Below are 24,413 nucleotides of genomic sequence, written 5' to 3' on the forward strand. Positions count from 1 at the left end.
GATGTCCAGCTCGACCGACTTCTTGCCCCGGTTGGCGCACAGGAAATAGGCGGCGTCGCCGGGCGCGCCGTCGGCCGTGGTGGTGAAGGGCGGGCCCCAATGGCGGGTGTCGTCGCCGGCGCCGGGCCGCTCGATCTTGATGACCTCGGCCCCCAGATCGGCCAGCGTCTGCGTCGCCCAAGGCCCCGCCAGCACCCGCGACAGGTCCAGAACCCGCTCGCCGTGAAGCGGGCCGCAGGCTGTCTCGTAAATCGCGGGGCTGGGGGTCATGACAGTCTCCTGATCAGAAGGCGGCTTCGCCGGTGATGGCGCGGCCCAGGATGAGGGCGTGGACGTCGTGGGCGCCTTCATAGGTGTTGACGGTTTCCAGGTTCATGGCGTGGCGCATGACGTGCAGTTCGCCCGTGATCCCGGCGCCGCCGTGCATGTCGCGGGCCTCGCGGGCGACGGCCAGGGCCTTGCCGCAGTTGTTGCGCTTCATCAGGCTGATGGCCTCCGGAACCCAGGCGCCCGTGTCCAGCAGGCGGCCGAGCGCATAGGCGCCCTCGAAGCCGAGGAAGATCTCGGTCTGCATGTCGGCCAGCTTCTTCTGCACCAGCTGGCGCGCCGACAGCGGGCGGCCGAACAGGGTGCGCTCGGCCACATAGTCGCGGCTGGCGTGGAAGCAGAACTCCGCCGCGCCCATCGCGCCCCAGGCGATGCCGAAACGCGCCTTGTTCAGGCAGGAGAACGGCCCGCGCAGACCCTGCACGCCCGGCAGGATGTTGGCTTCCGGCACGAAGACGTCGTTCAGGCCGATGTCGCCGGTGATGGAGGCGCGCAAGGACAGCTTGTCGCCGATCTTGCCCGTGGTGAAGCCCTCAAAATCGCGCTCGACGATGAAGCCCCTGATGGTCCCGTCCAGCTTGGCCCAGACGATGGCCAGGTCGGCGATGGGCGAGTTGGTGATCCAGTATTTGCCGCCGTTCAGGCGATAGCCGCCGTCGACCGCCACCGCCGTGGTCTTCATCGAGGCCGGGTCGGACCCGCCGTCGGCCTCGGTCAGGCCGAAGCAGCCGACCAGCTCGCCCGCCGCCATCTTGGGCAGGAACTTCATCTTCTGCTCGTCCGAGCCGAAGGCGTAGATCGGATACATGGCCAGCGACGACTGCACGCTCATGGCCGAGCGATAGCCGCTGTCGATCGCCTCGACCTCGCGCGCGATCAGGCCATAAGCGACGTGCGACGCTTCGGAACCGCCGTACTGTTCCGGCAGCATGGCGCCGAGGAAGCCCATCTCGCCCATCTCGGTCATAATGGCGCGGTCGAAGACCTCGTCGCGGAAGGCGGCGACCACACGCGGCAGCAGGGCCTCGCGCGCATAGGACCGGGCGGCGTCCTGAACCATCCGCTCTTCGTCGGTCAGCCGCCCCGTCAGGTCGAACGGATCATCCCAGCGGAACGTCTGACCCGAGGGTTTGGGGGCGGAAGAAGCGGCGGGGTTCGACATGATGAGCGTTCCTGACGGACTGGAAGGTGCGGGAAGGCGCTTGCCAAGGCTGCGCGTTTAGATGATATAAAACTATATCATTTGATCCAGCAATGCCCTTGTGCGGCGCATCATCGGGAGAAGGCATGGGTCGGGGCTTCACGCTCGTTGAAAAGATCATCGCCCGGGCGGCCGGCGTGGACCGGGTTGCGCCCGGCCAACTGGTGACGGCTCAGGTCGATCTGGCCTTTGCGCACGACAGTTCGGGGCCGCGTCGCTGGGCGCCGATGCTGCGCGAACTGGGCGTGGGGCTGTGGGATCCGCAGAAGGTCGCCATCGTCTCTGACCATTATGTCCCGGCGGTGGACGCTGAATCCGCGCGCATCCTGAAGCTGGCGCGAGAGTTTGCGGCCGAACATCAGGTCGGCGCCTTCTTCGACATGGTGGGAATCTGCCATCTGGTCCTGCCCGAGCACGGGCTGATCCGGCCGGGCGCCTTCGTGGCGGGGGGCGACAGTCACTCGCCGACGGCGGGGGCCTTCGGCGCCTATGCAGCAGGCTATGGCGCCACCGACATGGCCGCCATCGTCGCCACCGGCGAAACCTGGCTGGCGGTGCCCGAGACGATCCGCGTCGAGTGGTCGGGCCGGTTCGGCGCAGGCGTTGCGGCCAAGGACATCATGCTGTTCCTGTGCCGCGAACTGGGCATGGACAACGCCTTCAAGGCCATTGAATACGGCGGCGACACGGTCGAGGGCCTGTCGATGGCCGAACGCATGGTCCTGTGCAACATGGCCGCCGAACTGGGCTGCGAAGCCGGGGTCGTGGCGCCGGACCGGACGACGTTTGCCTATCTGCGCGCGGCCGGGCGTCCGGTCGAGGATGAGGCGGCGGCTCTGGCGCTGGCGTCGGACCGCGATGCCGCCTACGCCGCCGTTCATCGCTTCAATGCGGCGACGCTGCAGCCCCAGATCGCCGCGCCGCATGATCCGTCGCGCACTCAGGACGTGACCGAACACGCCGGGATCAAGGTGGATCAGTGCTATATCGGCGCCTGCGTCGGGGCCAAGATCGAAGACCTTCGCATGGCCGCCGCCGTGTTGAAGGGCCGCAAGGTGTCGCCGGACACTCGCCTGCTGATCGCTCCGGCGTCTCAGAAAACCACGACGACAGCGACGCAGGACGGCACCTTGCAGACGCTGATGGAGGCGGGAGCGGTCCTGCTGCCCTCCGGCTGCGGCGCCTGTGCTGGCTATGGCGCCGGGGTGCTGGCGGACGGCGAGGTCTGCATCTCTTCGACCAACCGCAACTTCAAGGGGCGCATGGGGTCCAAGGAGGCGCAGGTCTATCTCGGCTCGCCCTATTCCGTGGCCGCCGCTGCCGTTGCAGGCCGCATCGCCGATCCGCGTCAGTTCCTGGGAGAGGCGGCATGAGCGGTCGGGCCTTCGTCTTCGGCGACAATATCGACACCGACGTCATGGCGCCGGGGACGCTGATGAAGCTGCCGCCCGAGGAACTGGCGCAGCATTGTCTGGCCGCAGTCGATCCTGACTTCGCCCGCACGGTGGCCAAGGGCGACTTCGTCGTCGGCGGCCGCAGCTTCGGCATCGGCTCGTCGCGCGAGCAGGCGGCGGTGTCCTTGAGTCTGCTGGGCGTGCGCGCCGTGATCGCGCGCTCTTTCGCCCGCATCTTCTGGCGCAATGCGATCAATCTGGGGGTGCCATGCATCACCCTTGAACAAGCGGGCGAGATTTCCGCAGGCGACCGGCTGGAGGTCGATCTGGCGGCTGGGCGTCTGACGAATCTGACGACGGGGCAGGGCTATGATTTCACGCCCCTGCCGCCGCACCTTATGGCCATGATGGATGACGGGGGGCTGATGCCGCACCTGAAGAAGAAGCTGGCGGGCGCCGCATGAGCGAGCGTCTGAATCTGCGTCGTCGGCTCAAACAGTCGCCCGCCCTGCTGGCGCCGGGATGCTATGACGCCCTGTCCGGCCTGCTGATCCAGCAGGCGGGATTCGAGGCGGCCTATCTGTCGGGCGCCTCGGTCGCCTATACCCAGCTGGGGCGGCCCGATATCGGCCTGGTCAGTCTGGATCACGTCGTTGACGTGGCGGCGCGCATCACCGAGCGGATCGACATTCCCCTGATCGTCGACGCGGATACCGGCTTCGGCAACGCCCTGAACATGGGCCGCACGGTGCGGCTGTTCGAGCGAGCGGGCGCCCGCGCGATCCAGATCGAGGACCAGACCTTTCCCAAGCGGTGCGGCCATCTGCGCGGCAAGGGCGTGATTTCAGCGCAGGAGATGGCGGGCAAGGTCCGCGCCGCCGTCGATGCGCGCCACGACGACGACACCCTGATCATCGCCCGCACCGACGCCATCGCGGTCGAAGGCTTTGAAGCGGCGATGGATCGCGCCGAACTGTTCCTGGAGGCCGGGGCCGACGTCCTGTTCGTCGAGGCGCCGCGCGATCTGGAGCAGATGCGGGCGGTGGCCGAACGCTTCGCCGCCCGCGTTCCCCTGCTGGCCAATATGGTCGAGGGCGGAGACACGCCGCTGAGCTCGGCGGACAGCCTGTCCGAGTTGGGCTATCGCCTTGTCATTGCGCCGGGCGCGATGGTGCGGGCCGTCATTCCGGCTGTCGAAGCCTTCCTGTCGGTGCTGAAGCGCGACGGCGGCACGGCGGCGCACCGCGCGCACATGACCGACCTGATGGGGGTCAACGCCCGCATCGGTCTGGATGAGATGATGGCTCTGGGACAGCGATACGAAGCGCAGGAAGAGGAGAAGGCATGACCGTCGCGGACCCCAACCTCTACGACTACTGGCCCTATCGAGACCGGCCGAAGATCGTCTGGCCGGGCGGCAAGAAACTGGCCTTCTGGGTCGCTCCGAACATCGAGTTCTATGAGTTCGATCCCGCGAAGAATGCCGGCCGCGCCGGCTGGCCCAAGCCTGCGCCCGATGTCGTCGCCTATTCCCAGCGCGATTGGGGCAACCGGGTCGGCCACTGGCGGCTGATGGAGCTGCTGGACAAATACGGCCTGCGCGGCTCGGTGTCGCTGAACGTCGCCCTGTGCGACCACCATCCTGAGATCATCGAGGCCTGCGTCGAGCGGAACTGGGAGTTCTTTTCGCACGGCGTCTACAACACCCGCTATTCCTACGGCATGGACGAGGCGCAGGAGCGCGCCATCATCGAGGACGCCATCCGCACGGTCGAAAAGGCCAGCGGTCAGCGTATTCGCGGCTATCTGGCTCCGGCTCTGACGCACACCGAACGGACGCTGGATCTGATCGCCGAGAACGACTTCTGGTACACCTGCGACCTGTTCCAGGACGACCAGCCGCAGCCGGTGAAGACGGCGTCGGGCAAGCTGATCTCGCTGCCCTATTCGCTGGAGGTGAACGACGTCATCACCTACGGCGCCCTGGGGATGAGCCCGGCGCGCTACACCGACATCCTGAAGCGGCACTTCGACCAGTTGCTGGAAGAGGGCGAGCAGAGCGGCACGGTCATGTGCATTCCTTTGCACGCCTATCTGGTCAGCCAGCCGCACCGCATCGGCCCGTTCGAAGAGGCGCTGAAACACGTGATGGGCCACGCCGACGACGTGTGGTTCGCCACCGGCGCCGAGATCGCGGGCTACTATCGCGACCACTGCTGGGACCAGACGCAGGCCGATATTGCGGCAAGAGGCTGCGCGACCGGAGGAAAGGGGTTCGGCCATGGCGCTGCCTGAGGACTATCTGACCTATCCGCACCGTTCCTACGGCATGGATCAAACGCTGTATCCGTGGCGCTCGGCGACCGAGCGCCCGAAGATCGCCTGGCCGGACGGCAAAACGGCCGCCGCCATGATCGTGGTCCCGCTGGAGTTCCATCGCCTGAACCCGCAAGGCAAGCCGTTCAAGCACCCCGGCGCCATGCAGACGACCTATCCGGATCTGCGCCACTTCACGACCCGGGACTACGGCAATCGGGTCGGGGTGTTCCGCATTCTGGACGCGCTGAAAGCGAGAGGGTTGAAGGCGGTGTTTCCGATCAATGCGGTCCTGCTGGAACGCGCACGACCGCTGGTCGAGGCCATCCTCGCCGACGGGCATGAGATCGCCGCCCATGGCTGGGAGGCGGACTGCATCCACTGGAGCGGGCTTGAACCAGGCGTCGAGGCTGAATGGATCGGCCGTACGCGCGACGCCTTCGACAGGGCGGGGCTGAAGCCGCGCGCCTGGATGAGCCCGGCGCGGCAGCAGTCGTTCCACACGCTGGAGCTGATCGCCGAGGCAGGCTTCGACATCTGTCTGGACTGGGAGCAGGACACCGTTCCCGTGCCGATGCAGACCGACAACGGCGTGGTCCGGGCGGCCCCTTTGTCGAATGAACTGGATGACCGCACCCTGCTGACCGTGCGCCTTCAGACCGAGGACGAATGGGCCGATCAGGTGCTGGAGGCGATCCGCCTGCACAAGGCCGAGGCCGACCGCTTCGGCGGCCAGGTCGTCGGCTTCACCCTGACCCCCTACGTCAGCGGCCTGCCGTTCCGGATGAAAACTGTCCGTCGCGTGCTGGACGGTCTGGCGCAGGACGACGCCGTATGGACCGCCGGCGTCTCGGAGATTGTCGAGGCGGCGCGCGGCTGAGGCCGCCGTCGTCCCGGCTCCAGGCTCGGCCGTCGCCCCCAACCTTCGGCCGGGAAGCGTAAAAGCGTAAAAAGAAGGGCGGCGGATTTCGGTCCGCCGCCCTTCGATTTTTCAGGCTGCTGTCAGCTCAGCGCTAGGCCAGCCAGTCCAGCACTTCCTGTGCCGACACCACGTCGGCATACTTCAACTGAAGGTCGGTCAGATTGGCGTAGTGGTAGCTCTCGTGCTTATCCGCCACGCACTCTTCGGCGACGATGGTGCGGAAGCCATAGGACAGGCTGTCCACCGCCGTGGCGCGCACGCAGCCCGAGGTCGAGCCCCCCGTCACCAGCACCGTGTCCACCTTGTGCCACCGCAGGTAGGAGTTCAGCGGCGTCTCGAAGAAGGCCGAGGGCATCCGCTTGGTGTAGATCAGGTCGGCGGCCTCATCGATCTGACAGCGCGGATCGAGGGCGTGGCGTTCGGACCCGTACTTGATGTTCTGCAGGCTGTCGGGCGTATCGGTGCGCGTGCCCCAGACGCCTGCGTCCCCGGCGTCGGCCTTATAGCCGACATGGCTCCAGATCACCGGCATCCCCTTGGCGCGCGCGGCGGCCGAGATGCGGTTGGTGAAGCCGATCTGGTCAGGATGGGTCACATAGGCCGTCTTTGGAAACAGATCGGGGCGGGTGTAGGACTGCTGGAAGTCGACGTTCACGACGGCCAGTTTCTCGCCGAAGCCGAAACGGGCGCGGGCGGGATTGGCCTTGACCGCTTCGAAAAGTTCGCGCGCCGTCTTGTTCTCGCAGATCATGGTCGGTTCGAAGACAAGGTCGCTCACGGTCGGTCTGTCCTTAATGGTATAAAGATAGGCCAACTATAGACGGTCCTGCGGCGGGCGCCAGCCGGTCCTGAGGCGGTGCAGCGGAAATCAGGCGCCGTCCTGCCAGTTTCCGTCTTCGCGACGGCTGAGCAGGTGATAGCGGAAGCGGTCGGCGTGATAATGGGCGTGAATATACTGGACCGGTTCGCCGTCGGCCCGGCGCATGATCCGCTCGATCCGGAGCAGGGGCGACCCGATCGCCACCTGGAGCGCCGAGGCCGCAGCGGTGTCGGCGCCGACTGACGAGATCCACAGCTCCGCCTCATGCGGGGTCGCCCCGGCTCGCTCCAGCAGGTCCAGCATGGACTGTTCAGCGAAGGCGGCGTCGTCACATCCGCTGGCGACGAACTCCGGCAGCCACGACACCAGATAGGAAAACGGCGTCTCGCCCAACCGACGCAGGCGGGTGATGCGCCGCACGGGCGCGCCGGCGCTGACCGCCAGCGCGTGCGCGACGTCGCTATCAGCCGCGACGGACCGGCTTTCCAGCAACTCGACCTGGGTTTCGTGCCCCATGGTCTTGAGCGAATCCATCAGGGTGGAGAAGGACCCTGTCACCACAGGCAGTTCGACCTGCGGCGCCACCACCGTGCCGCGGCCCCGATGGCGCGTGACCAGGCCCGCATCGGCCAGTTCATTCATGGCGCGCTTGATCGTTATTCGCGACGCGCCCAGCAGTTCTGCGATCTGATGCTCACCGGGCAACAGGGAGCCGGGCGGAAACACGCCGCGCCGGATCCGCTCGGCGAGCAGCAGCCGAACCTGATGATACAGGGGGATCGGCAGCCGGTCGTCCAGAAGCTCGGGACGCAGGTCCAAGGCGTCGTCTGTCGGCGGGGAGGATGTCATGCCGCCTTGTGTGGCGTGCGGCGGCGATGGAGACAAGCCGGAGTGGCCAAGCCGCTAAGGTCTGATAATAAGCACAAGTTCGCTAATTGACGACGCAGGCTCTGACGCCGGCGTGTGGAGGATGAGCTTGGCCAGACAGGGCGCCGGGGCAGGGACCGATATCGGTCGACGCAGCCTCAAGGCGGACGGCGGTTCCAGCAGCCTGCCGATCTACCACCAGCTGACCACCATTCTGCGTCAGCAGATCAAGGACAGCGCCTTTGCGCCGGAGCAGCCGCTGCCGTCCGAAATGCAGCTGGCGGCGGCCTATGACGTGTCGCGCGTGACGGTGCGGCGCGCGCTGGATCTGCTGGAACGCGAAGGCTGGATTCGACGCAAGCATGGCGTCGGCACCTTCGTCGCCCCCCGTGCTGATGAGGCGCAGCGAGAGGAAAGCCGGGTGTCGGGCCTGGTCGAGAACCTCATCACCCTGGGGCTTGAGACGACGGCGCGGCTGCTGGCCTATGAGCCCGAGGCGCCGACGCCGGCCGCCGTGCTTCAGGCGCTGGGCCTGCCCGCCGACGAGCGGGCGCTGCGGATCGAGCGCCTGCGTTTCTTCAAGGACAAGCCCCTGTCGGTGACGACGGTGTGGCTGCCTCGTTCCGTCGCCTCCCTGACGCCCCGCAGCGTCATCGATGACCGGCCGATCATGCGCATTCTGGAAAGCGGCGGGATACGCGCCCAGCGCGCCGAACAGACCATCAGCGCCATTCTCGCTGACGACGCGGCGGCCAATAAGCTGAATGTGGCCATCGGGGCGCCGCTGCTGCGCCTGCGCCGCACCGTGTTTGACGGCGACGGCCGCCCGTTCGAGCATCAGGTCGGCCTCTATAATCCCGATCAGTATGAGTACCACATGCTCCTGACGCGCGATAACAGCTCGGCCCGTCCGCAGTGGCGCCACATCGGCTGACGCGAAGCGCGGCGGGACAGGCCCGCCGCGACCCCGTCGGGATCAGACGCCGAACTTGCGCAGCGGCACGTCGGCCAGAGGAATGGTCGTCGTCTTCTCTTCGGTGAAGAAGGCCATGGAGGCGGCGGCGCCGTCGCGGCCCAAGCCTGAATCCTTCACCCCGCCGAACGGCGCGCGCAGTTCACGCACCATCGGGGTGTTGACCCACATCAGACCGGTACGAACAGCCTGACTGACCCTCAGGGCCTTGTCCACGTTCTGCGTCCAGCAATAGCCGACCAGGCCGAACTGGCTTTCATTGGCCATGCGGACGGCGTCCTCCATGTCGCTGAACTTCACGAAGGCGGCGAAGGGGCCAAAGATTTCCTCCTGACAGACGCGGTCGCTGTTGTTGGGCGCCAGGACGGCGGTCGGCTCGATGAAATAGCCCGGTCGGTCCAGCGCCTTGCCGCCGGTCAACAGGGTCGCGCCCTGACTTTTGGCGATGTCGACATAGGACAGGATGTGCTGACGGTGGCGGGCGGAGGCGATGGGGCCGATCTCGGTGGCGTCGTCCAGCGGGTCGCCGACGCGGATCTTTCGCGCCCGCTCGACGAAGCGATCAACGAACTCGTCGAAGATGGAATCCTGGACCAGGATGCGCGACCCGGCCAGGCACTGTTGCCCGTTGTTCGAGAAGATGGAGATCAAGGCGCCGTCCAGGGCCCGCTCCTGATCGGCGTCGGCGAAGATGATGTTGGCCGACTTGCCGCCCAGCTCCATCGCCGCCGGTTTCAGCCGCCGTCCGGCCGCCTGCATGATGTGGCGGCCCGTCTCGGTCCCGCCGGTGAAGGAGATCAGATCGACCTCGGGGTGATCCACTAGGGCGGCGCCCGTCACCGCCCCGCGGCCGTTCACCAGGTTGACCACGCCCGGCGGGGTGATGGTGTTGATGATCTCGACCATGCGGGCCAGGGACAGCGGAGTCTGCTCCGACGGCTTCAGCACGCAGGTGTTGCCGAAGGCGATGGCCGACGCGACCTTCATCGACGCCAGCGCCAGCGGCGAGTTCCACGGCGCGATCAGGGCAGCCACGCCGACGGGATGGCGCGTGACGAAGGTCAGGTGATCCTTGATCTGCTGCCAGACCTGGCCGGGCTGCTGGCTGATCGCCTCGGCGAAGAAGCGGAAATTATAGCCTGCGCGCACGACCTGGCGGCTGAGAACGTCGCGCAGGACGATGCCGGCATTCAGCGTTTCCAGCGTCGCCAATTCCACGGCGTGGGCGTCGATGGCGTCAGCGATCCGGTAAAGGATCGCCTGTCGGGCCTCTACCGACATCTCGCGCCAGGCGGGATCGTTGAAGGCCCGGCGGGCCGACCGGACCGCACGATCGACTTCCTCGGCGTCGGCTTCCTGCAGTTCGGAGATGACTTCGCCGTTGCCCGGATAATAGGCGGGCAGACGATGGCCGCTGCGCTCTGCGACATAGGCGCCGTCAATCAGGCTGGTGACCGTTTTGGGAGCCCAGTCGAACGGGGAGGCGGGGAGGGACATGAGCGGTCATCCTGATACTGTGGCGACTTGTGTTGTGTTTAAGCTAATACGTGATCGATGCGGATCGCAAGGCGAGAGGGTGCGGTGAGGCAAGAGCTGGTTCATTGGCCCTTTGAGGCGTCGAAGTTTCCTTAAATGCGCGAGGCTGCAGGGAAGTCTGCGAATCTTCCCTTGCTGGAATGCCGAACAAATGTATTAAGTCAGATACAAGTAGGCATGAGGTCGCCAATATGCAGCAATGGGACGCCCAAGTGGTCATCGTCGGCGCCGGCCCGGTCGGGTTGAGCGCGGCCTTGAGGCTGGAGGCTTTCGGGATTTCAGCCATCGTGCTTGAGGCCGAAACGGAGTTGCCTGAAGACCTGCGGGCGTCGACGTTTCATCCCCCGACGCTGGACATGCTGGCGCAGTACGGACTGGCCGAGCCGCTGATCGCTCAGGGGCTGAAGTGCGAACAGTGGCAGATCCGTCATCATGAAACCGGGGAACGCGCCGTATTCGACCTGTCCTATCTGCAGGGCGAGACGCTGCATCCCTTCCGGCTGCAGTGCGAGCAATTTCGTCTGTGCCGTATCCTGGCCGACCACCTGTCGGATGCGCGTCATGTCGAAATCCGTATGGGCGCAACGGTGTGCGCCGTGGATCAGGATGCAGACGGCGTCAACGTCACCTATGAGCAGGGCGGTCAGGCGCAGACTCTGCGCTGTCGCTATCTGATCGGGGCGGACGGCGCCCGTAGCGCGGTGCGGACCCTGCTGGGGTGGGAGCTTGACGGCAAGACCTATCCTGAGACGACCATCCTCGCGATCACGGACTTCCCCTTTGAAGACCATCTGGAGGGGCTGTCGAACGTCAACTACTGCTGGACGGACGGCGGCACCTTCTCCCTGCTCAAGCTGAAGGATTTCTGGCGCTGCAGCCTCTATCCGCGCGGCGAAGAGTCCATCGAGGACGCGCTGGACCCCGCCAGCATCGAGCGCAAGCTTCAGGCCATCGTCGCCAGGGACGAGCCCTATAAGGTGCTGGAGATCCGTCCCTATCGCGTGCACATGAGGATCGCGCCTGATTACCGCAGCGGACGGGTCGTGCTGGCGGGCGACGCCGCCCACATCAACAGCCCGTCCGGCGGGATGGGCATGAACGGCGGCGTCCATGACGCCTTCAACCTGACCGAAAAGCTGAAGGCCGTTCTGGACGGCGCCGACGAGAGGCTGCTGGATCTCTACACCCGCCAGCGCCGCCCTATCGCCGAGCAGGAGATCCTGGCCCAGGCGGATCGCAACCGTGGCCGGATGCAGGAGCGCGACCCGGAGCGCCGCAAGGTCATGATGGCCGAGATGCAGGCCATGCTGGCCGATCCTGTGCGGCACAAGGATTATGTGATGCGGTCATCCATGATCGACGGCCTGCGCAAGGCGGCGACGCTGACCTGAGGCGAGCTCCTCCGCGCATCGCTGCTTGAGGGAGCATCGGCGCAAGCGGAAGGGGGGGCGCGGGCGACGGGCCGGGATGCGAAGGCGTCCCGGCCCGTTTTCGCATCAGGCGCCTAACTGTCCCTTGAGGGCGTCGACCTCTTCCTGAAGTACGTAGAACACACGGTCGGTCAGCGCCGCGTGGCGCGCGCGGCGCGCGGCCTGTTCCTGCTCGGTCAGGACATGATGATCGACCGCGTCTGGCGACAGAACGCCCTGGGCGGCCAGCAGGTTTTCCAGCGTCGCCACCCGGTCGCTCAACCCGGCCACCTCAGTCACCAGGGCGGTGATGATGGCGGTCAGCCGGTCATTGGCGGTGTCTTCGAAGAAGGTCGGGCGGGGCGGCTTGGGCGTGGACATCAGGAAACTCCTCGAAACGAAATCAGAATAGGGCGTCAGGCGATCTTCAGCCGGGCGTGAACGGCGGGGAAACGGCTCCATAACCGTTCGCGCCAGGCAGCGTCGGGCGCCAGCCATTCCGTGATCAGCGGCCGCTCTTCCAGTCCCAAATGACGCGCGACCGACCAGGCTGTGGCCAGGTTGGAGGACAGGATCGGGATATCCGTTTCCTCGCTGGCAACGGCCAGGGCGGCCAGGCTTGGCGCGCCCGTTCCCATGACGATCACGGCGTCGGCGACGCCCGCCTTCAGGCCTTGGCGCAGCCCTGTCAGCAGGGTGGCGGCCGTCTGGCCGTAGATCGGGTGGGCCGCGCCATGCGCGAGGGGCGACTGGATGACAGCGGCCACATCATATCCCGCCGCGCGCCAGTGGTCCTGAGCGGCCTCGGTCAAGGCAGAAGGGTAAGGGCTGACCAGGGTGATGCGCTGCGCTCTCAGCGATTGCAGGCCATCCTTCAGCGCATCGGCGGCGCAGACGACAGGACAGGGCCCGTGGCGACGCTCCAGCGCTTCCGGCCGACGCCGCGAAGGGCCCAGCAGATAGGTCGAGCCGGTGCAGGCGAACGCAACGGCGTCCAGAGGCGCGTCGCCGAAAGGGGCCAGCCATTCCTCAAGCCGCGTCTCATAGGCCCTCAGTCTGGCGCTCATCTCGGAAGCGGGCGCATACATGCGCGCTGTCAGCAGGTTCACGTCCGGCGGCATCAGCAGCGACAGCTCGGGCTCGGCGGTCGGGTTTTCGGCCGGGGTCAGCAGGGCCACCACGCCGCGCGCGCCCAGATCGGGCCGATCGTGCTCCACACCGGATGCAGCGTGACCAGGGGGCGGCGAGATTGAAGGCATGGTCCGATCCGACGAAGAGACTTCCGCATAAGAGGTATTTGAGATAATACATCATGAAAGACTGAACGCCAGTCGAACATGGAGGAGAGCGCATGATCATCGACCGTACGGCCACCCATGAACTTCTGGCGCGGCCGCTTCACGACGAGGCGGCGCGCACCCAGTACATCGTGCAGTTGAAAAACCGGCTGCGCCGCTATGAGGACGCCAACAAGGTCGCCCTGGACGCCCGCGCTGGGCCCGCCTTCAAGGCCGCCTCGGGCAGGGCGCCCGAAACCGTTGAGGACATCACGGCGGCCATGGTCCGTGATCCTTTCTATCAGATGTGGAGCGCCTTCAGCCGCAGCGCTCAGGACGTCATGTGGAACTCGGTGGGAGAGACCATTCATCGCGAACTGCCGCGCATGAAGGAGGTCGCCGTCAGTCTGGCCCAGGCGCCGGCGGGCGGCAGCTGCGAGACCAGCCCCGACTTTGCGGCCCCGGCGGACGCCTATGCGGGCCACATCCACGGTCAGCCCGGCGGCTATATGCTGGGCGAGGGTTCGGCCGACGACTTCACGGCCGGGGCCTTCTATGAGAGCGGCGGAAACGCCTATTCGCTGGGTGTCGGCATCGGCACGCGCGACTCCAAGTCTGCGGCCGTCATCGAATTTTTGGCTGAGCGCTATCCCGGCTTCAAGCCGCGTCGCATTCTGGATCTGGCCTGTTCTTCGGGCGGCGCCACGGTCGGCTATGCGGCGGCCTTTCCCGAGGCCGAGGTCTATGGCGTCGACGTGGCGCCGGGCCTGCTGCGCTACGCCCATATCCGGGCCGAGGCGATGGGGCTGAAGGCGCACTTCCGTCAGATGGATGCGGGCGCCATGCCGTTCGAGGACGAGAGCTTTGATCTGGTCGTGTCGCACAACATGATGCACGAGGTCTCGCGCTCTTCGCTCGGCCGCATTTTCAGCGAGGCGCGCCGTGTGCTGCGTCCCGGCGGCGTAGTCGTGCACCAGGACGTGCCGATGAAGGGCGCCGATTTCAGCGCCTTCGAGAAGTTCATCTTCGCCTGGCAGACCAAGAACAACGACGAACCCTTCTGGGACGAGTTCCTGGCGACACAGGCGCCGGACGTCATGCTCGAAGCGGGTTTCGCGGCTGACGAAGTGCTGGAGACGACGGTGCGGATGCGGGACGGCCCGCGCGCCTGGTATATCGTGCTGGGCGAGAAGCCTGACGCTGAGGGGCGTCGCGGCACGGCTCTCACCGGCTGATCGACCCGGCGATCAAATGATGGAAAGGGCCCCGGACGCATCGCCGTCCGGGGCCTTATGCTTTCTGGAGCAGAGGCTGGCCGAGGCCAGGTCTCAAAGAAAAAGGGCCCGCAGCGTGAACTGCGGGCCCAACCAGCTTTCGGGAGGCAGGTCAGAAGTTGGCTTCGTAGGTCAGGCCGATCTGACGACCGCGCGGCAGGGAGCCCACAAAGCCGCGACGGTTGGTGGTGAAGTCCGAATAGCGGACGATGCCGACAGGATCGATGTTGTCGAAGATGTTGCGGCCGAACAGGATCACCCGGTGCGGGCCGCGTTCCCATCCCAGTTGCACGTTGGCGGTGTCGCGGCCGTCCACCCAGGCCAGGTTGGCGACCTGATCATACTTCTTGGAGCGGAAGGAATAGGTGCCGTCGACGAAGAAGCGGTTCTCGCCGACGTACCAGGCGTAGTTGCTGCCCAGGGAGTACTGGATCTTGGGCGCGTTGGGGATCGCCTTGCCGCTGACGTCGCCGTCGCCCCCGGTCAGGGTGGCGAAGTCCGGGTCGAACGCATTGGTGTATTCGGAATCCGCATAGGCGAAGGTGCCGCGCACGGACCAGTCAGAAGTGATTTTGGCCTGGGCCTCGACCTCGACGCCCTTGACCTCGACCTCGCCGACATTGCGGATGAAGGAGACGGTCTCAGTCGAGGACAGATTGGCCACCTGGGTCATCTGCTGGTTCGACCAGTCGATATAGTAGCCGGCGACGTTCAGGCGGACGCGGCGATCGAACAGATCGCTCTTGAAGCCCAGTTCATAGTTCCAGGCGGTCTCTTCGCCGTAGGAGCGATCCGCGGGGCTCAGGCGCACGTCGGTGTTGAAGCCGCCCGGCTTGTTGCCGCGCGCCACCAGGCCATAAAACATCAGGTCGTCAGTGGCCTTATACGACATGGTGAAGCGCGGGTTGGTCGAGCGATAGGTCGCTTCGTAATCGAAGTTGGAATCGCCGCCGGTCAGGTGCAGCTTTTCTTCGGCGACCCGCACTTCGGCCGTGCCCGACAGCTTGTCGGTGAAGTCGAAGCCGACCAGGCCGAAGGCGGCCAGGTTTTCCGTCTCGATCGTGCCGTTGTCCTGCAGGGCGCGTGAGACATAGCGATAACGCCCGTCCCAGCGGTCGCTGTTGAAATAATAGGCCCCGGCCATCCAGTGCAGGCGTTCGCCGCGCGGCGAGGCGATGCGGAACTCCTGGCTGAAGCCCTTGATGTTCACCCGGTCGTCGACATGCAGCGAACCGCCCAGCAGACGCTGGGGCAGGTAATCAAGGTCGGCCTTTCGATGCTCTTCGGAATCGTTATAGGCGCTGATCGAGGTCAGGGTGTAGCCGCCGTGATCGTATTCGGCGGTCAGGCTCAGACGGCCGGTCTTGCGTTCCACGCCGCCGCCGCCGATTTCATCCAGATTCAGGCCGATCATGTCCGGCGTGACGTTGATGGCGCCGCAATAATACTGGGTGCGCGTGTTCAGATAGCAGTTGTTGGCGCTCGAGCGTTGGATCGCCATCGGCTCGTGGCCGTCGTTGTTATGGGCGTACGAGCCGCGCAGGATGAAGCTCAGTTCCGACGTCGGCGTGTACATGAGCGCCAGGGTGCCGCCGACGGTCTTTTCCTGACCGATGGTCTTGCCGTCGCTGGGCGTGCCGGGCGCGTTGTTCCGGTACTCGCCGCCATAGGTGTAGTAGTTGACGGACGCCTGGGCCGACAGCACGTCCTTCACCAGCGGCCCGCTGAGGCCCATCAGGAAGTTGTATTCGTCATGCTCGGCCGCGGTGGCGCGGATCAGGGCCTCGACGTCCTGCGACGGCTTGCGTGTCGTGTAGCTGATCGCGCCCGAGAAGGTCTGGCGGCCGTACAGAGCCGACTGCGGTCCCTTGATCACCTCGACCTGATCGACGAAGGCCATTTCGGTGGCGAACAAGCTGTCCGGGATATAGACGCCGTCGATGAAGGAGGCGGCGTTGGGCGCGCCGAAGACGTTGGCCTGGCCGCGAATGACCGGGCGCTCGAAGCGGCGGCCCTGGTCTTTCTCGATGTTCAGACCCGGCGCGATCGAGGACAGATCCGTAACGTCTCGAATGCCGCGACGCTGCATTTCCTCGGCATTCAGGGCGGTAATGGCCAGCGGCACCTCTTGCAGACGCTCGCTGGTCTTGCGCGCGGTGACTATGATGTCATCGACCTGGGCGGTTTCTTGGGCTGCGGCGACGCTGGCCAGGACGCTAAAGCCGGCCGCGAGGGCAGTCATGGCTAAGGCGTGGGTACAATGTTTCACGGTGGCTCCCCTGTCATGCCCTCTTGGCCGAGCATGTATCTTTATGAATACGTGCGTATGTCGACATAACCTGAGCTTTCTGTCAATCAGTCCGCGTGAAAACCTGACAAACGCACGCGGCGAGCCGTGCCGTTCGGTCGTCCCAGGGCTGCCCTAGAACTTAGAGGTATTCAAATGCACTCGTCATGGCTGGGCCGTGCGCGCAAGGCGCTGTCGTGCGGGCCCGCCCCCGGAGAGCGCACGGTGGTCCGCTCGACGCCCAGAGCATGACCCTCCCGACTTTCGCCTAACTCCCAGGCAGACTGCAGGTGACCGGTCGCCTCGCGCCAACCGGCGGGCCTGACCGCCTCTCTCTCCAGGAGGTCCTTTAGAGGTTCAGCGTGTGACGCCAGCGCGGCTGATCCAGAGGTCGGGATGGGGCGTATTGTGCGCGGGTGCGGTTTGGAGTTCCGACTGTCGTGAAGCGCTTACCTCATCAGGCAGAGCCGGCGGATTCCGGGATGATCGTCTACTACGACGGCGGGTGCCCGCTCTGCTCTCGGGAAATCAGGGTGATGCGGCGGCTGGACCGTCAAAGGCGTTTGTCGTTCCTCGACGTGACGCGGCACGATGTGGGGGATATGGATCGCGACGCGCTGCTCCGTCAGTTTCATGTGCGCGGGACCGACGGTCAGACCGTTAGCGGAGCCGCAGCCTTCGCCGCCGTCTGGCGTGAGCTTCCGGCCTTGAACTGGCTTGGCCGACTGGCGACAACCCGACCTGTCGCCGCAGTTCTGGAGTGGGCCTACCGAGGCTTCCTGCGCCTTCGTCCTCGCCTGCAGAGGGTCGTTCGACGCCTGGAACGCGAAGGCGAGGGGGTATGATGCAGGCCCCGCGCTCAGCGATGATCCTGGGCTGGTCCGGCGTTCTGCCCTTCGCCGGCCTTGTGGGGGCTCTGGCGTTTGGGCTGGGCGATTCTGAACAGGTCGCGGGCGCCCTGCGGCTATACGGGGCGGTCATTCTGTCCTTCATGGGCGGCGTTCACTGGGGCGTCGCGACGTTGAGGAATGAGGACAAGGCGCCGCCTTATGCCGTCAGCGTCCTGCCCGCGCTGTGGGCCTTTGCCATGGGGTTCGCCCCGACGACGATCGGTCTGGTCGGGCTCGCCGCCGGTTTCTGCCTCCTGCTGGCCTATGATCTGAGATGCGTCCGGCGTGGCGACCTACCGCAATGGTATGGTCGGATCCGTATATGGCTCACTTTGGCAGTCTGCGTTTGCCTGATCGCGGCGTCCGCCGTGCTCCTGACCGCTAGACTTTGACGCCGAGATCGCGGGTCTTCCCCCGGATCCGAGCCGATCGTCGCCGAGCCCCGCGCTTACCTTCACCGGCCTAAGCCTTCGTCCGCGCCGCTGATCGGCGCGGCGCCGAGAGCCAGCCGCGCGGCTTCCGCCTCTGCCAGCAAGGCGGCGCGTTTCGCCTCTCCAAAGCCGTCCAGCGTGCGATAGGGCATGGCCAGGCGGGCGTTGTGGCGAAGGCGCGGGCGATTGCGTTCCAGGAAGCCCCAGTAGAGACGGTTGAACGGACAGGCGCCATCGCCGCTCTTGCCCTTCACGTCATAGCGACAGCCGCCGCAATAGTCGCTCATGCGCTGGATATAGGCGCCGGACGCCGCGTAGGGCTTGGAGCCGACGATCCCCCCGTCCGCGAAGGTCGCCATGCCCCGCGTGTTCGGCATCTCGACCCACTCATAGGCGTCGGCATAGACCGTCATGTACCAGTCATCGACGGCGTCGGGATGAACGCCCAGCATCATGGCCAGGTTGCCGGTGATCATCAGGCGCTGGATATGGTGGGCGTAGGCGTTGGCGCGGGTGGCGGACACCACGTCGGCGACGCATGCCATGTCCGTCTCGCCGGACCAGAAGAACCAGGGCAGGGTGCGGTCCGCGTCCAGAAAGTTCATGCGCCCGTACTCGGGCGTCTTCAGCCAATAAACGCCGCGCACGAACTCTCGCCACCCCAGAATCTGGCGGATGAAGCCCTCGGCCGCGTTCAGGGGCGCGGCGCCGGCCCGATAGACGGCTTCGGCTCGTCGGCAGACGTCCAGCGGGTCCAGCAGGCCCATGTTGATCGCCGTCGAGACCAGGCCGTGCCACATCCCGGGCTCGCCGTGGGCCATGGCGTCCTGCCAGTCGCCGAAGGCGGGCAGGATGCGCGCCAGAAAGGTCTCCAGCGCGGCCTCGGCCTCCTCGACCGTGGTCGGCCATCCGAAATCGTCCAGATCGCCGAAATGGTCGGGAAACAGGCGGGCGACGTCGGCGATCGCGCCCTTCGTCGTGGCCGAGGGGGCGGTGCGCAGCCGAGGGGGCGGGCGCAGTCCCCTGGTCAGCTTCTTGCGGTTCTCGGCGTCGAAGTTCCAGCGACCGCCTTCGGGATCGGCGCCGTCCATCAGCAGGCCCGTCTCGCGGCGCATCTCGCGATAGAAATACTCCATTCTCAGTTCGCGCTTGTCGGCGGCCCAGCGTCGAAAACGGGCATGGGAACAGATGAAGCGCCGGTCCTCGCGGATCTCGACCGGCAGGCCGGCGGTCGCGGCGAATGCCGCGAAGGCTTCGGCCAGCCTGACTTCGCCGGGCTCGGTGATCACGACGCGGGCATAGGCGTCGTGCGTAAGGGCGCGATGCAGTTCGCCTATGATGGAATGCGTGTTGTCGGGGTCGTCGATGCGGACATAGCGAACCGTCACGCCTCGCGCCGTCAGCCGGTTCGCGTGCGCGCGCATGGCGGCGAAGGTCAGCGCGATCTTCTGCTTGTGATGACGCACATAGGTCGCCTCGTCCCGCACCTCCGCCATCAGCACGACGTCGCGCGTCGCCTCCAGATCAGTCAGGCCGGCCAGGCTGTCTGAAAGCTGATCGCCGAGCACCAGCCGCAGGACCCTCACGTCATCCACCCGCGTCATGACGGCATCGACGAAGGACGGACAGGCTTGCCCGCCTCTTCGAGGGGCGTCTTTCGGGAGGCGCAACGCGCGCTGCAGTAGATCACGTTCGGCCAGTCTCTTTGCCATTTCTTGCGCCACGCGAAGGGCCGGGCGCAGACGGGACAGGTCTTGGAAGGCAGGTCCTTCTTCTGAACTCGCCGCATCCAAGTCACCTTCCGCCCTGCCAGAGGGGTCCCGCCTCAGTCGGGCTTTATTACGCTCGAGCCCTTGGTTGGATCAGGTCTATCCGACTCCATTCAGCGGACCGTCGGGGAAGGGGCGGCTTTGGGGCCTGTCGAGGGGCCCTTTCTCGTCACGAGGAGGAGGCCTCAGAGGACGGGCCCCGCGTCTTCCAGAGCGACCAGAACACCCCGGCGGCCAGGATGAAGGCCGTGATGGCCAGCGACCATTCCGCAGGAAACTTCTCCCAGCCCAAGAGGTCGGCCACAAAAACCTTGCCGCCTATGAACACCAGCAGCACGGCCAGCGCCTGCTTGAGATAGGCGAAGCGGTGGATGATGGCGGCGAGCGCGAAATAGAGCGCCCTGAGCCCCAGGATGGCGAAGATGTTCGAGGTGTAGACGATGTAGGGGTCAGTGGTGATGGCGAAAATCGCCGGCACCGAGTCCACAGCGAAGATCACGTCCGCGATCTCGATCATCACCAGCGCCAGGAACAGCGGCGTGGCCCAGAGGGCCGGGCGTCCGGTCTTCGGGTGGGGCTCCCGCACGAAGAACCTCTGGCCGTGCAACTGGTCGGAGATTCTGAGATGCCCGCGCATCCACTTCACCAGCGGATTGGCGCCCACGTCGGCATGTCCGTCGCCGGCGAAAAACATCTTGATGCCGGTGAAGATCAGGAAGGCGGCGAAGATGTAGAGCACCCAGCCGTACTGGCTGACCAGGGCCGCGCCCGCGCCGATCATGATAGCCCTGAGCACGATGACGCCCAGGATGCCCCAGAAAAGCACTCGGTGCTGCAGCGCCCTCGGAATAGCGAAGTAGCCGAAGATCATGGCGATGACGAAGACGTTGTCCATCGCCAGCGACTTCTCGATCGCGAAGCCGGTCAGGTATTCCATGCCCGACTGGCTGCCCAGCTCCCGCCAGACCCAGCCGCCGAAAAGGAGCGCGACGGCGATGTACATGCTGGAGAGCAAGAGGCTCTCACGCACGCCGATCTCGTGCTGGTCGCGGTGAAGGACGCCCAGGTCCAGCACTAGCAGCGCCACGATCACGCCCATGAACGCCAGCCACATCCAGGCCGGCTTGCCCAGCCAGTCGGCCAGGAAGAAAGTCATCAGGTCCATAGGGACACCCCTTGTTCAAGGAGCGACCCCGGCGCGCGATTTGGGGGATCGACCAGAAGGGGTAGTCGCGCACCGAGATCACTCGATGCGGTCCGACATCACGTCTGCCATCAGACGTCAGAGGGGCCCGGTCCGCTGATCCATAATTTATCCGGTCCGCACTTTTCCGGCAAGCCGAAACGGATGCGGGGCGGCCGAGCCTAGGGCAGGGTTGACGAACTGGGCGGCGGCGCCCTCGAGCCAGAGCGGCCAAGCGCCTGCCTGGCCTGTTCCGCGCCGGGCGTTCTATCAGCCAAGCGAGGCGCCTGGGACCGCCTTCGCGCCGTCCCAGGCGGACCCCCCTCAGTAGGTATAGGTCAGGTCGACGCCCCACATTCTGGGTTCGGTGATGTTCACGAACGGGGTGCCCAAGGTGGTGGCGGTGATGTTGTTCACGCCGGTCACATACTGGTTGTCGAACAGGTTGTTGACGTAGAAACCGACCTGATAGCGCTCGTCCGCATTGCGCCAGTACAGACGAACGTCCGTTCGGTTCTGCGCCTCGGAGGGATCGAACCAGGGGGTCTGAAGGCAAGAACCCTGACCCGTGGACGTCTTGTTGCAGCGACCTTCGCCGCGATAGGCGTGGATCAGCTGCATGTCGAGCGAGCCGGTGCCGCCGAGGTCGCGCCGATAGGAGGCGCCCGCCGCTGCGGACCACAGGGGCTCGCCGGTCGGCTGGCCGGCCAGATCGCCGTCGTCGGTCATCTTTCGCTTGTAGGTGGCGTCGATGTACTGGGCGTTGGCGAACAGGTTCAGGCCGTCCAGAGGCTGCACGTCCAGTTGCATGTCGAGGCCCCAGGCGGTGTCGTCGCTGGTCTCGACCAGATACTGCGGCACATTGGACCCCGCCGGCGTGACCAGCCGGATCGATTGCTTGCCGTCGTAGTCATACTGGAAGGCCGAGATGTTGACGCGGGCGTTGGGGCCCAGGCTGCTCTTCAGCCCGATCTCGAAATTCTGCACGTCTTCATTGTCGAAGCGCGAGGCGACCTCGACGCTGTTGAAGCCCCCGGCCTTGTAGCCCTTGGCGTAGGAGAAGAAGACCATGGCGTTGTCGGTCAGGTGATAGTCCGCGACGAAGCGCGGGCTGAGGTCGGACCAGGAGTCGGACAGCTTGCAGGCTACGCCTTCCTGGACCGTGACGCCGTTGTCGCACTGAACCCCCGCCAGGCCGGACAGGTCGAAGACGAAGTCGGAATACAGATAGCCCAGCGCCGGCCCCATGTAGGTATCCAGCACGAAGTTCACCGTGGGGTCGTTGAGCACGGCGTCCAGTCCGGGCGCGACGCGCGGGCCGTTCAGCCACTGGAACGTCTTCTTGTCGCGGGTATAGCGCAGGCCGAACGTCAGGTTCAGGCGGTCGTTGGCGGCCCAGATGACGTCGGCGAACACGGCGGTCGCATCGAAATCGCCCTCGTTGATCATGTCCTCCTGCCAGCTGTGGCCCAGCGTGCTGGCGGGGATTCCGGCCATGCCCAGGATCATGTCGGCCAGCGAGAACAACGGCTGTCCGGCCGCATTGGTCAGGATGGTGTTGATGCTGTCGGTGGTGGCGTAGGTGTCGCTGCGCTGTTCGGCGTGTTCGCTGTAGTAGCTGGCGCCGGCGATCCAGTTGAACGCGCCGTGTTCGCCGGCGAAACGGAATTCCTGGTACCAGGACCGGTTCTTTTCGCGGTTGTTGGTGTCGAAATACAAATCCGGCCGGTTGGTGCCGTCCTCGTCCTCGCGGTTCTCGGTGCTGAAGCGGCGAGCCGAGGTCAGGGAGGTGAAGTCGATGTCGCCGAAGGCGTGGGTGATCGTCAGCGTGCCCTCGTCCAGGCGACGCGTCTCGTGGTTGTCGATGACGTCGTTGCGGATTCCGGCCTTGAACGGGTTCCGATAGTTTGCCGGGTTCGACGGAAAGGTCGGCAAACCCGGTGCGGCGGGCAGGGGGGCGACGCCGATCGCCGGGCGGGCGTCCTGATCGATCTCGTCATGGGTCCAGCTGAGGATCATCTGCGTCTGGGGACCGACATCCCAGCGCAGGGCTGCACGCGCCGCCCAGTTGTCTTCGCGGTCATAGTCCTGGCCGGTGGCCTGATCGATGAGCCAGCCGTCGCGGCGGTTCACCAGGGCGTTGACCCGCAGGGCCAGGGCGTCGTTGATCGGCAGATTGACCAGACCCTCGAAGCGGCGCTTGTCGTATTCGCCCAGCCGGACGCCGAGGCGGGCTTCGAATTCGTCGCTGGGCTTGTTGGTGGTGATGGACACGGCGCCGGCGGCGCTGTTGCGGCCGAACAGGGTGCCTTGCGGCCCTTTTAGCACCTCGATCCGGGCCACGTCGCTGAACGCCAGCAGGCCGGCGCCCGAGCGCGCCGCATAGACGCCGTCGACATAGACGCCCACCGCCGGGTCGGTGCCGACGCCGAAGTCCGACGTCGAGACCCCGCGAATGCTGTACTTGGCCTGGGTCGGACTGGTGTTCGACACCGAGAGCCCCGGCACGAAGGCGGAGATGTCGCCCATGTCGTCCGCTGCCAGCGATTCCAGCGTCTTGGCCGTGACGACGCTGACCGTGATCGGGACTTCCTGCAGGCTCTGTTCGCGCCGTTGCGCGGTGACGACGACATCATCGAGGGTCGTGGCCTCCTGCGCCATCGCCAGACCCGGCGCGGCCAGGGCGGCCAGCGCCACGCTCCCCGCCAGCGTCGCCTTGCGACAGTGTTCCATCTTGATCATCGCAGCCCCTCCCAAAGCCCCGTTTCTCAAACTTCAAGAAACAGAATATTATTCCGTTTGACAAGGGGCTGTGGCTCGATGCGGCGTATGGAAAGGCGTCAAGTCATGTTAGACGGCCTGCAGACTGGAATGGAGGGCGGCAGTGACCTCGCGCGCGTCGCAAGAAATCATCACCACGCTGGAACGCCGCGCCGCGCCGATGCAGCAACGTGCGCGCGATAGAATCACCCGGGTGCTGGCGGCGACCGAGAAGCTCCTGGCCTCGACCTCCGTCGATACGATCACCACCAGCGCCATCGCGGCTGAAGCCAATGTGCCGGTCAGCTCGATCTATCGCTACTTCCCGAACGTCTTCGCCATCTACAAGGAGCTGTTCGAGACCCTGGTGGCGCAGCTGCACGCCCGCATTGCGGAGATCATGGAGAACCCTGAGTTCACATCATGGCGCGAGCGCCATCTGCAGGTGATGCGGACCCTGCGCAAGATGCTGGACGAGGACCCCGCCTATCGCCCCCTGTTCCATCTGATGCTGACGACGCGCGAACTGCGGATCGTCAAGGAACAGGCCAATGCCCAGATCGCGGCCTATCTGGCGGCGCGGTGGGAGCAGGGGCTGGACGGCTTCCATGGTGACGCGCCCCTGGCCGTCGCCCGCATGGCCACCGAGATCTTCACCTCGTTTGAAACCCTGACCAGCGGCGAGGCCCAGTCGGAATGGACCGACCGTCTGTTCGCGGAGGCGACCGTGGCGCTGGAGCGTTATCTGTCAGCCTATCTGCAGGACTGATCCGGCGC

23 protein-coding genes are annotated in these 24,413 nt (G+C 65.7%); 11 read left to right on the top strand and 12 right to left on the bottom strand.

Annotated features, from left to right (window positions below):
- Together ACLBV5_RS00005 and ACLBV5_RS00010 are read right to left on the bottom strand one after the other, a co-directional pair.
- Positions 1-270 (bottom strand): CoA transferase (locus tag ACLBV5_RS00005; protein WP_447604461.1); only part of this gene is annotated, 270 nt, incomplete at its 3' end.
- A 13-nt stretch (positions 271-283) separates the two neighbouring features.
- On the bottom strand, positions 284-1,489 hold the full coding sequence (locus ACLBV5_RS00010) for an acyl-CoA dehydrogenase (protein WP_447604462.1): 1,206 nt from the start codon (positions 1,487-1,489) through the stop codon (positions 284-286).
- Positions 1,490-1,614: 125 nt separating this feature from the next.
- On the opposite strand from ACLBV5_RS00010, the gene ACLBV5_RS00015 reads away from it, so the two are divergent.
- The 5 genes from ACLBV5_RS00015 to ACLBV5_RS00035 are packed head-to-tail and all read left to right on the top strand — an operon-like array spanning position 1,615 to position 6,118.
- A complete protein-coding gene (locus ACLBV5_RS00015) occupies positions 1,615-2,901 on the top strand; it encodes an aconitase/3-isopropylmalate dehydratase large subunit family protein (RefSeq protein WP_447604463.1) in 1,287 nt (428 codons plus the stop codon).
- Entirely contained in the window at positions 2,898-3,386 is a 489-nt protein-coding gene (locus ACLBV5_RS00020) for a LeuD/DmdB family oxidoreductase small subunit (protein ID WP_134581214.1), read from the top strand. Before ACLBV5_RS00015 ends, ACLBV5_RS00020 begins: the two co-directional genes overlap by 4 nt.
- Entirely contained in the window at positions 3,383-4,270 is an 888-nt protein-coding gene (locus ACLBV5_RS00025) for an isocitrate lyase/PEP mutase family protein (RefSeq protein ID WP_227157653.1), read from the top strand. The genes ACLBV5_RS00020 and ACLBV5_RS00025 overlap by 4 nt, the downstream gene beginning before the upstream one ends.
- The gene (locus tag ACLBV5_RS00030) at positions 4,267-5,217 is read left to right on the top strand and encodes a polysaccharide deacetylase family protein (protein WP_447604464.1); all 951 of its coding nucleotides are present in this window, start codon (positions 4,267-4,269) and stop codon (positions 5,215-5,217) included. The genes ACLBV5_RS00025 and ACLBV5_RS00030 overlap by 4 nt, the downstream gene beginning before the upstream one ends.
- Entirely contained in the window at positions 5,204-6,118 is a 915-nt protein-coding gene (locus tag ACLBV5_RS00035; protein WP_447604465.1) for a polysaccharide deacetylase family protein, read from the top strand. Before ACLBV5_RS00030 ends, ACLBV5_RS00035 begins: the two co-directional genes overlap by 14 nt.
- A 133-nt stretch (positions 6,119-6,251) precedes the next feature.
- Here the strand turns inward: ACLBV5_RS00035 and ACLBV5_RS00040 are convergent, their stop codons facing one another.
- Both ACLBV5_RS00040 and ACLBV5_RS00045 read right to left on the bottom strand, forming a co-directional pair.
- Positions 6,252-6,938, bottom strand: coding sequence for an isochorismatase family protein (locus ACLBV5_RS00040; protein WP_447604466.1), 687 nt, complete (start codon positions 6,936-6,938; stop codon positions 6,252-6,254).
- 90 nt (positions 6,939-7,028) lie between these two features.
- Complete coding sequence (locus ACLBV5_RS00045) at positions 7,029-7,799, bottom strand: GntR family transcriptional regulator (RefSeq protein ID WP_447604467.1); 771 nt, start codon at positions 7,797-7,799, stop codon at positions 7,029-7,031.
- Between the two features lie 157 nt (positions 7,800-7,956).
- Between ACLBV5_RS00045 and ACLBV5_RS00050 the strand changes: the two genes are divergently transcribed.
- On the top strand, positions 7,957-8,781 hold the full coding sequence (locus ACLBV5_RS00050) for a GntR family transcriptional regulator (RefSeq protein WP_025977517.1): 825 nt from the start codon (positions 7,957-7,959) through the stop codon (positions 8,779-8,781).
- Between the two features lie 42 nt (positions 8,782-8,823).
- Here the strand turns inward: ACLBV5_RS00050 and ACLBV5_RS00055 are convergent, their stop codons facing one another.
- Positions 8,824-10,317, bottom strand: a complete 1,494-nt coding sequence (locus ACLBV5_RS00055) for an aldehyde dehydrogenase (RefSeq protein WP_447604468.1) — start codon at positions 10,315-10,317, stop codon at positions 8,824-8,826.
- A gap of 230 nt (positions 10,318-10,547) precedes the next feature.
- On the opposite strand from ACLBV5_RS00055, the gene ACLBV5_RS00060 reads away from it, so the two are divergent.
- On the top strand, positions 10,548-11,747 hold the full coding sequence (locus ACLBV5_RS00060) for an FAD-dependent oxidoreductase (protein WP_447604469.1): 1,200 nt from the start codon (positions 10,548-10,550) through the stop codon (positions 11,745-11,747).
- Between the two features lie 105 nt (positions 11,748-11,852).
- On the opposite strand, the gene ACLBV5_RS00065 is transcribed toward ACLBV5_RS00060, so the two are convergent.
- Both ACLBV5_RS00065 and ACLBV5_RS00070 read right to left on the bottom strand, forming a co-directional pair.
- Positions 11,853-12,146, bottom strand: coding sequence for a hypothetical protein (locus ACLBV5_RS00065; RefSeq protein ID WP_024354889.1), 294 nt, complete (start codon positions 12,144-12,146; stop codon positions 11,853-11,855).
- 35 nt (positions 12,147-12,181) lie between these two features.
- Positions 12,182-13,024: a maleate cis-trans isomerase family protein gene (locus tag ACLBV5_RS00070; protein WP_447604470.1), complete on the bottom strand. Its 843-nt coding sequence runs from the start codon at positions 13,022-13,024 to the stop codon at positions 12,182-12,184.
- A gap of 92 nt (positions 13,025-13,116) precedes the next feature.
- On the opposite strand from ACLBV5_RS00070, the gene ACLBV5_RS00075 reads away from it, so the two are divergent.
- On the top strand, positions 13,117-14,277 hold the full coding sequence (locus tag ACLBV5_RS00075) for a class I SAM-dependent methyltransferase (protein WP_447604471.1): 1,161 nt from the start codon (positions 13,117-13,119) through the stop codon (positions 14,275-14,277).
- Positions 14,278-14,428: 151 nt separating this feature from the next.
- On the opposite strand, the gene ACLBV5_RS00080 is transcribed toward ACLBV5_RS00075, so the two are convergent.
- Positions 14,429-16,558, bottom strand: a complete 2,130-nt coding sequence (locus ACLBV5_RS00080) for a TonB-dependent receptor (RefSeq protein WP_447604472.1) — start codon at positions 16,556-16,558, stop codon at positions 14,429-14,431.
- A 527-nt stretch (positions 16,559-17,085) separates the two neighbouring features.
- Between ACLBV5_RS00080 and ACLBV5_RS00085 the strand changes: the two genes are divergently transcribed.
- Positions 17,086-17,448, top strand: a complete 363-nt coding sequence (locus ACLBV5_RS00085; protein WP_447604473.1) for a thiol-disulfide oxidoreductase DCC family protein — start codon at positions 17,086-17,088, stop codon at positions 17,446-17,448.
- Complete coding sequence (locus ACLBV5_RS00090; RefSeq protein WP_303684233.1) at positions 17,445-17,885, top strand: DUF3429 domain-containing protein; 441 nt, start codon at positions 17,445-17,447, stop codon at positions 17,883-17,885. Before ACLBV5_RS00085 ends, ACLBV5_RS00090 begins: the two co-directional genes overlap by 4 nt.
- 62 nt (positions 17,886-17,947) lie before the next feature.
- Here ACLBV5_RS00090 and ACLBV5_RS00095 read toward each other — a convergent pair whose 3' ends face one another.
- The 4 genes from ACLBV5_RS00095 to ACLBV5_RS00110 form a co-directional block, all read right to left on the bottom strand.
- Complete coding sequence (locus ACLBV5_RS00095) at positions 17,948-19,528, bottom strand: cryptochrome/photolyase family protein (RefSeq protein ID WP_447604474.1); 1,581 nt, start codon at positions 19,526-19,528, stop codon at positions 17,948-17,950.
- Positions 19,525-19,713 carry a DUF2256 domain-containing protein gene (locus ACLBV5_RS00100; RefSeq protein ID WP_253121230.1) on the bottom strand — a complete coding sequence of 63 codons (189 nt, stop codon included), beginning with the start codon at positions 19,711-19,713 and terminating at the stop codon, positions 19,525-19,527. Before ACLBV5_RS00100 ends, ACLBV5_RS00095 begins: the two co-directional genes overlap by 4 nt.
- Positions 19,714-19,862: 149 nt before the next feature.
- Positions 19,863-20,858 (bottom strand): TerC family protein, encoded by a 996-nt coding sequence (locus ACLBV5_RS00105; RefSeq protein WP_447604475.1) that lies wholly within the window; start codon positions 20,856-20,858, stop codon positions 19,863-19,865.
- Between the two features lie 342 nt (positions 20,859-21,200).
- Positions 21,201-23,618: a TonB-dependent receptor gene (locus tag ACLBV5_RS00110; RefSeq protein ID WP_447604477.1), complete on the bottom strand. Its 2,418-nt coding sequence runs from the start codon at positions 23,616-23,618 to the stop codon at positions 21,201-21,203.
- 142 nt (positions 23,619-23,760) lie between these two features.
- Here ACLBV5_RS00110 and ACLBV5_RS00115 point away from each other — a divergent pair, with 142 nt between their 5' ends.
- Positions 23,761-24,405 (top strand): TetR/AcrR family transcriptional regulator, encoded by a 645-nt coding sequence (locus tag ACLBV5_RS00115; RefSeq protein WP_025977506.1) that lies wholly within the window; start codon positions 23,761-23,763, stop codon positions 24,403-24,405.
- The last annotated feature ends 8 nt before the right edge of the window (positions 24,406-24,413 follow it).

This window comes from Brevundimonas sp. M1A4_2e, assembly GCF_053345555.1.

Coding starts and splice junctions, on each gene's coding strand:
- ACLBV5_RS00110 (WP_447604477.1), bottom strand. CDS start 23,618: ATGATCAAGATGGAACACTGTCGCAAGGCGACGCTGGCGGGGAGCGTG.
- ACLBV5_RS00035 (WP_447604465.1), top strand. CDS start 5,204: ATGGCGCTGCCTGAGGACTATCTGACCTATCCGCACCGTTCCTACGGC.
- ACLBV5_RS00010 (WP_447604462.1), bottom strand. CDS start 1,489: ATGTCGAACCCCGCCGCTTCTTCCGCCCCCAAACCCTCGGGTCAGACG.
- ACLBV5_RS00080 (WP_447604472.1), bottom strand. CDS start 16,558: ATGACTGCCCTCGCGGCCGGCTTTAGCGTCCTGGCCAGCGTCGCCGCA.
- ACLBV5_RS00070 (WP_447604470.1), bottom strand. CDS start 13,024: ATGCCTTCAATCTCGCCGCCCCCTGGTCACGCTGCATCCGGTGTGGAG.
- ACLBV5_RS00065 (WP_024354889.1), bottom strand. CDS start 12,146: ATGTCCACGCCCAAGCCGCCCCGCCCGACCTTCTTCGAAGACACCGCC.
- ACLBV5_RS00060 (WP_447604469.1), top strand. CDS start 10,548: ATGCAGCAATGGGACGCCCAAGTGGTCATCGTCGGCGCCGGCCCGGTC.
- ACLBV5_RS00015 (WP_447604463.1), top strand. CDS start 1,615: ATGGGTCGGGGCTTCACGCTCGTTGAAAAGATCATCGCCCGGGCGGCC.
- ACLBV5_RS00020 (WP_134581214.1), top strand. CDS start 2,898: ATGAGCGGTCGGGCCTTCGTCTTCGGCGACAATATCGACACCGACGTC.
- ACLBV5_RS00055 (WP_447604468.1), bottom strand. CDS start 10,317: ATGTCCCTCCCCGCCTCCCCGTTCGACTGGGCTCCCAAAACGGTCACC.
- ACLBV5_RS00085 (WP_447604473.1), top strand. CDS start 17,086: ATGATCGTCTACTACGACGGCGGGTGCCCGCTCTGCTCTCGGGAAATC.
- ACLBV5_RS00030 (WP_447604464.1), top strand. CDS start 4,267: ATGACCGTCGCGGACCCCAACCTCTACGACTACTGGCCCTATCGAGAC.
- ACLBV5_RS00025 (WP_227157653.1), top strand. CDS start 3,383: ATGAGCGAGCGTCTGAATCTGCGTCGTCGGCTCAAACAGTCGCCCGCC.
- ACLBV5_RS00095 (WP_447604474.1), bottom strand. CDS start 19,528: ATGACGCGGGTGGATGACGTGAGGGTCCTGCGGCTGGTGCTCGGCGAT.
- ACLBV5_RS00100 (WP_253121230.1), bottom strand. CDS start 19,713: ATGCGGCGAGTTCAGAAGAAGGACCTGCCTTCCAAGACCTGTCCCGTC.
- ACLBV5_RS00075 (WP_447604471.1), top strand. CDS start 13,117: ATGATCATCGACCGTACGGCCACCCATGAACTTCTGGCGCGGCCGCTT.
- ACLBV5_RS00090 (WP_303684233.1), top strand. CDS start 17,445: ATGATGCAGGCCCCGCGCTCAGCGATGATCCTGGGCTGGTCCGGCGTT.
- ACLBV5_RS00105 (WP_447604475.1), bottom strand. CDS start 20,858: ATGGACCTGATGACTTTCTTCCTGGCCGACTGGCTGGGCAAGCCGGCC.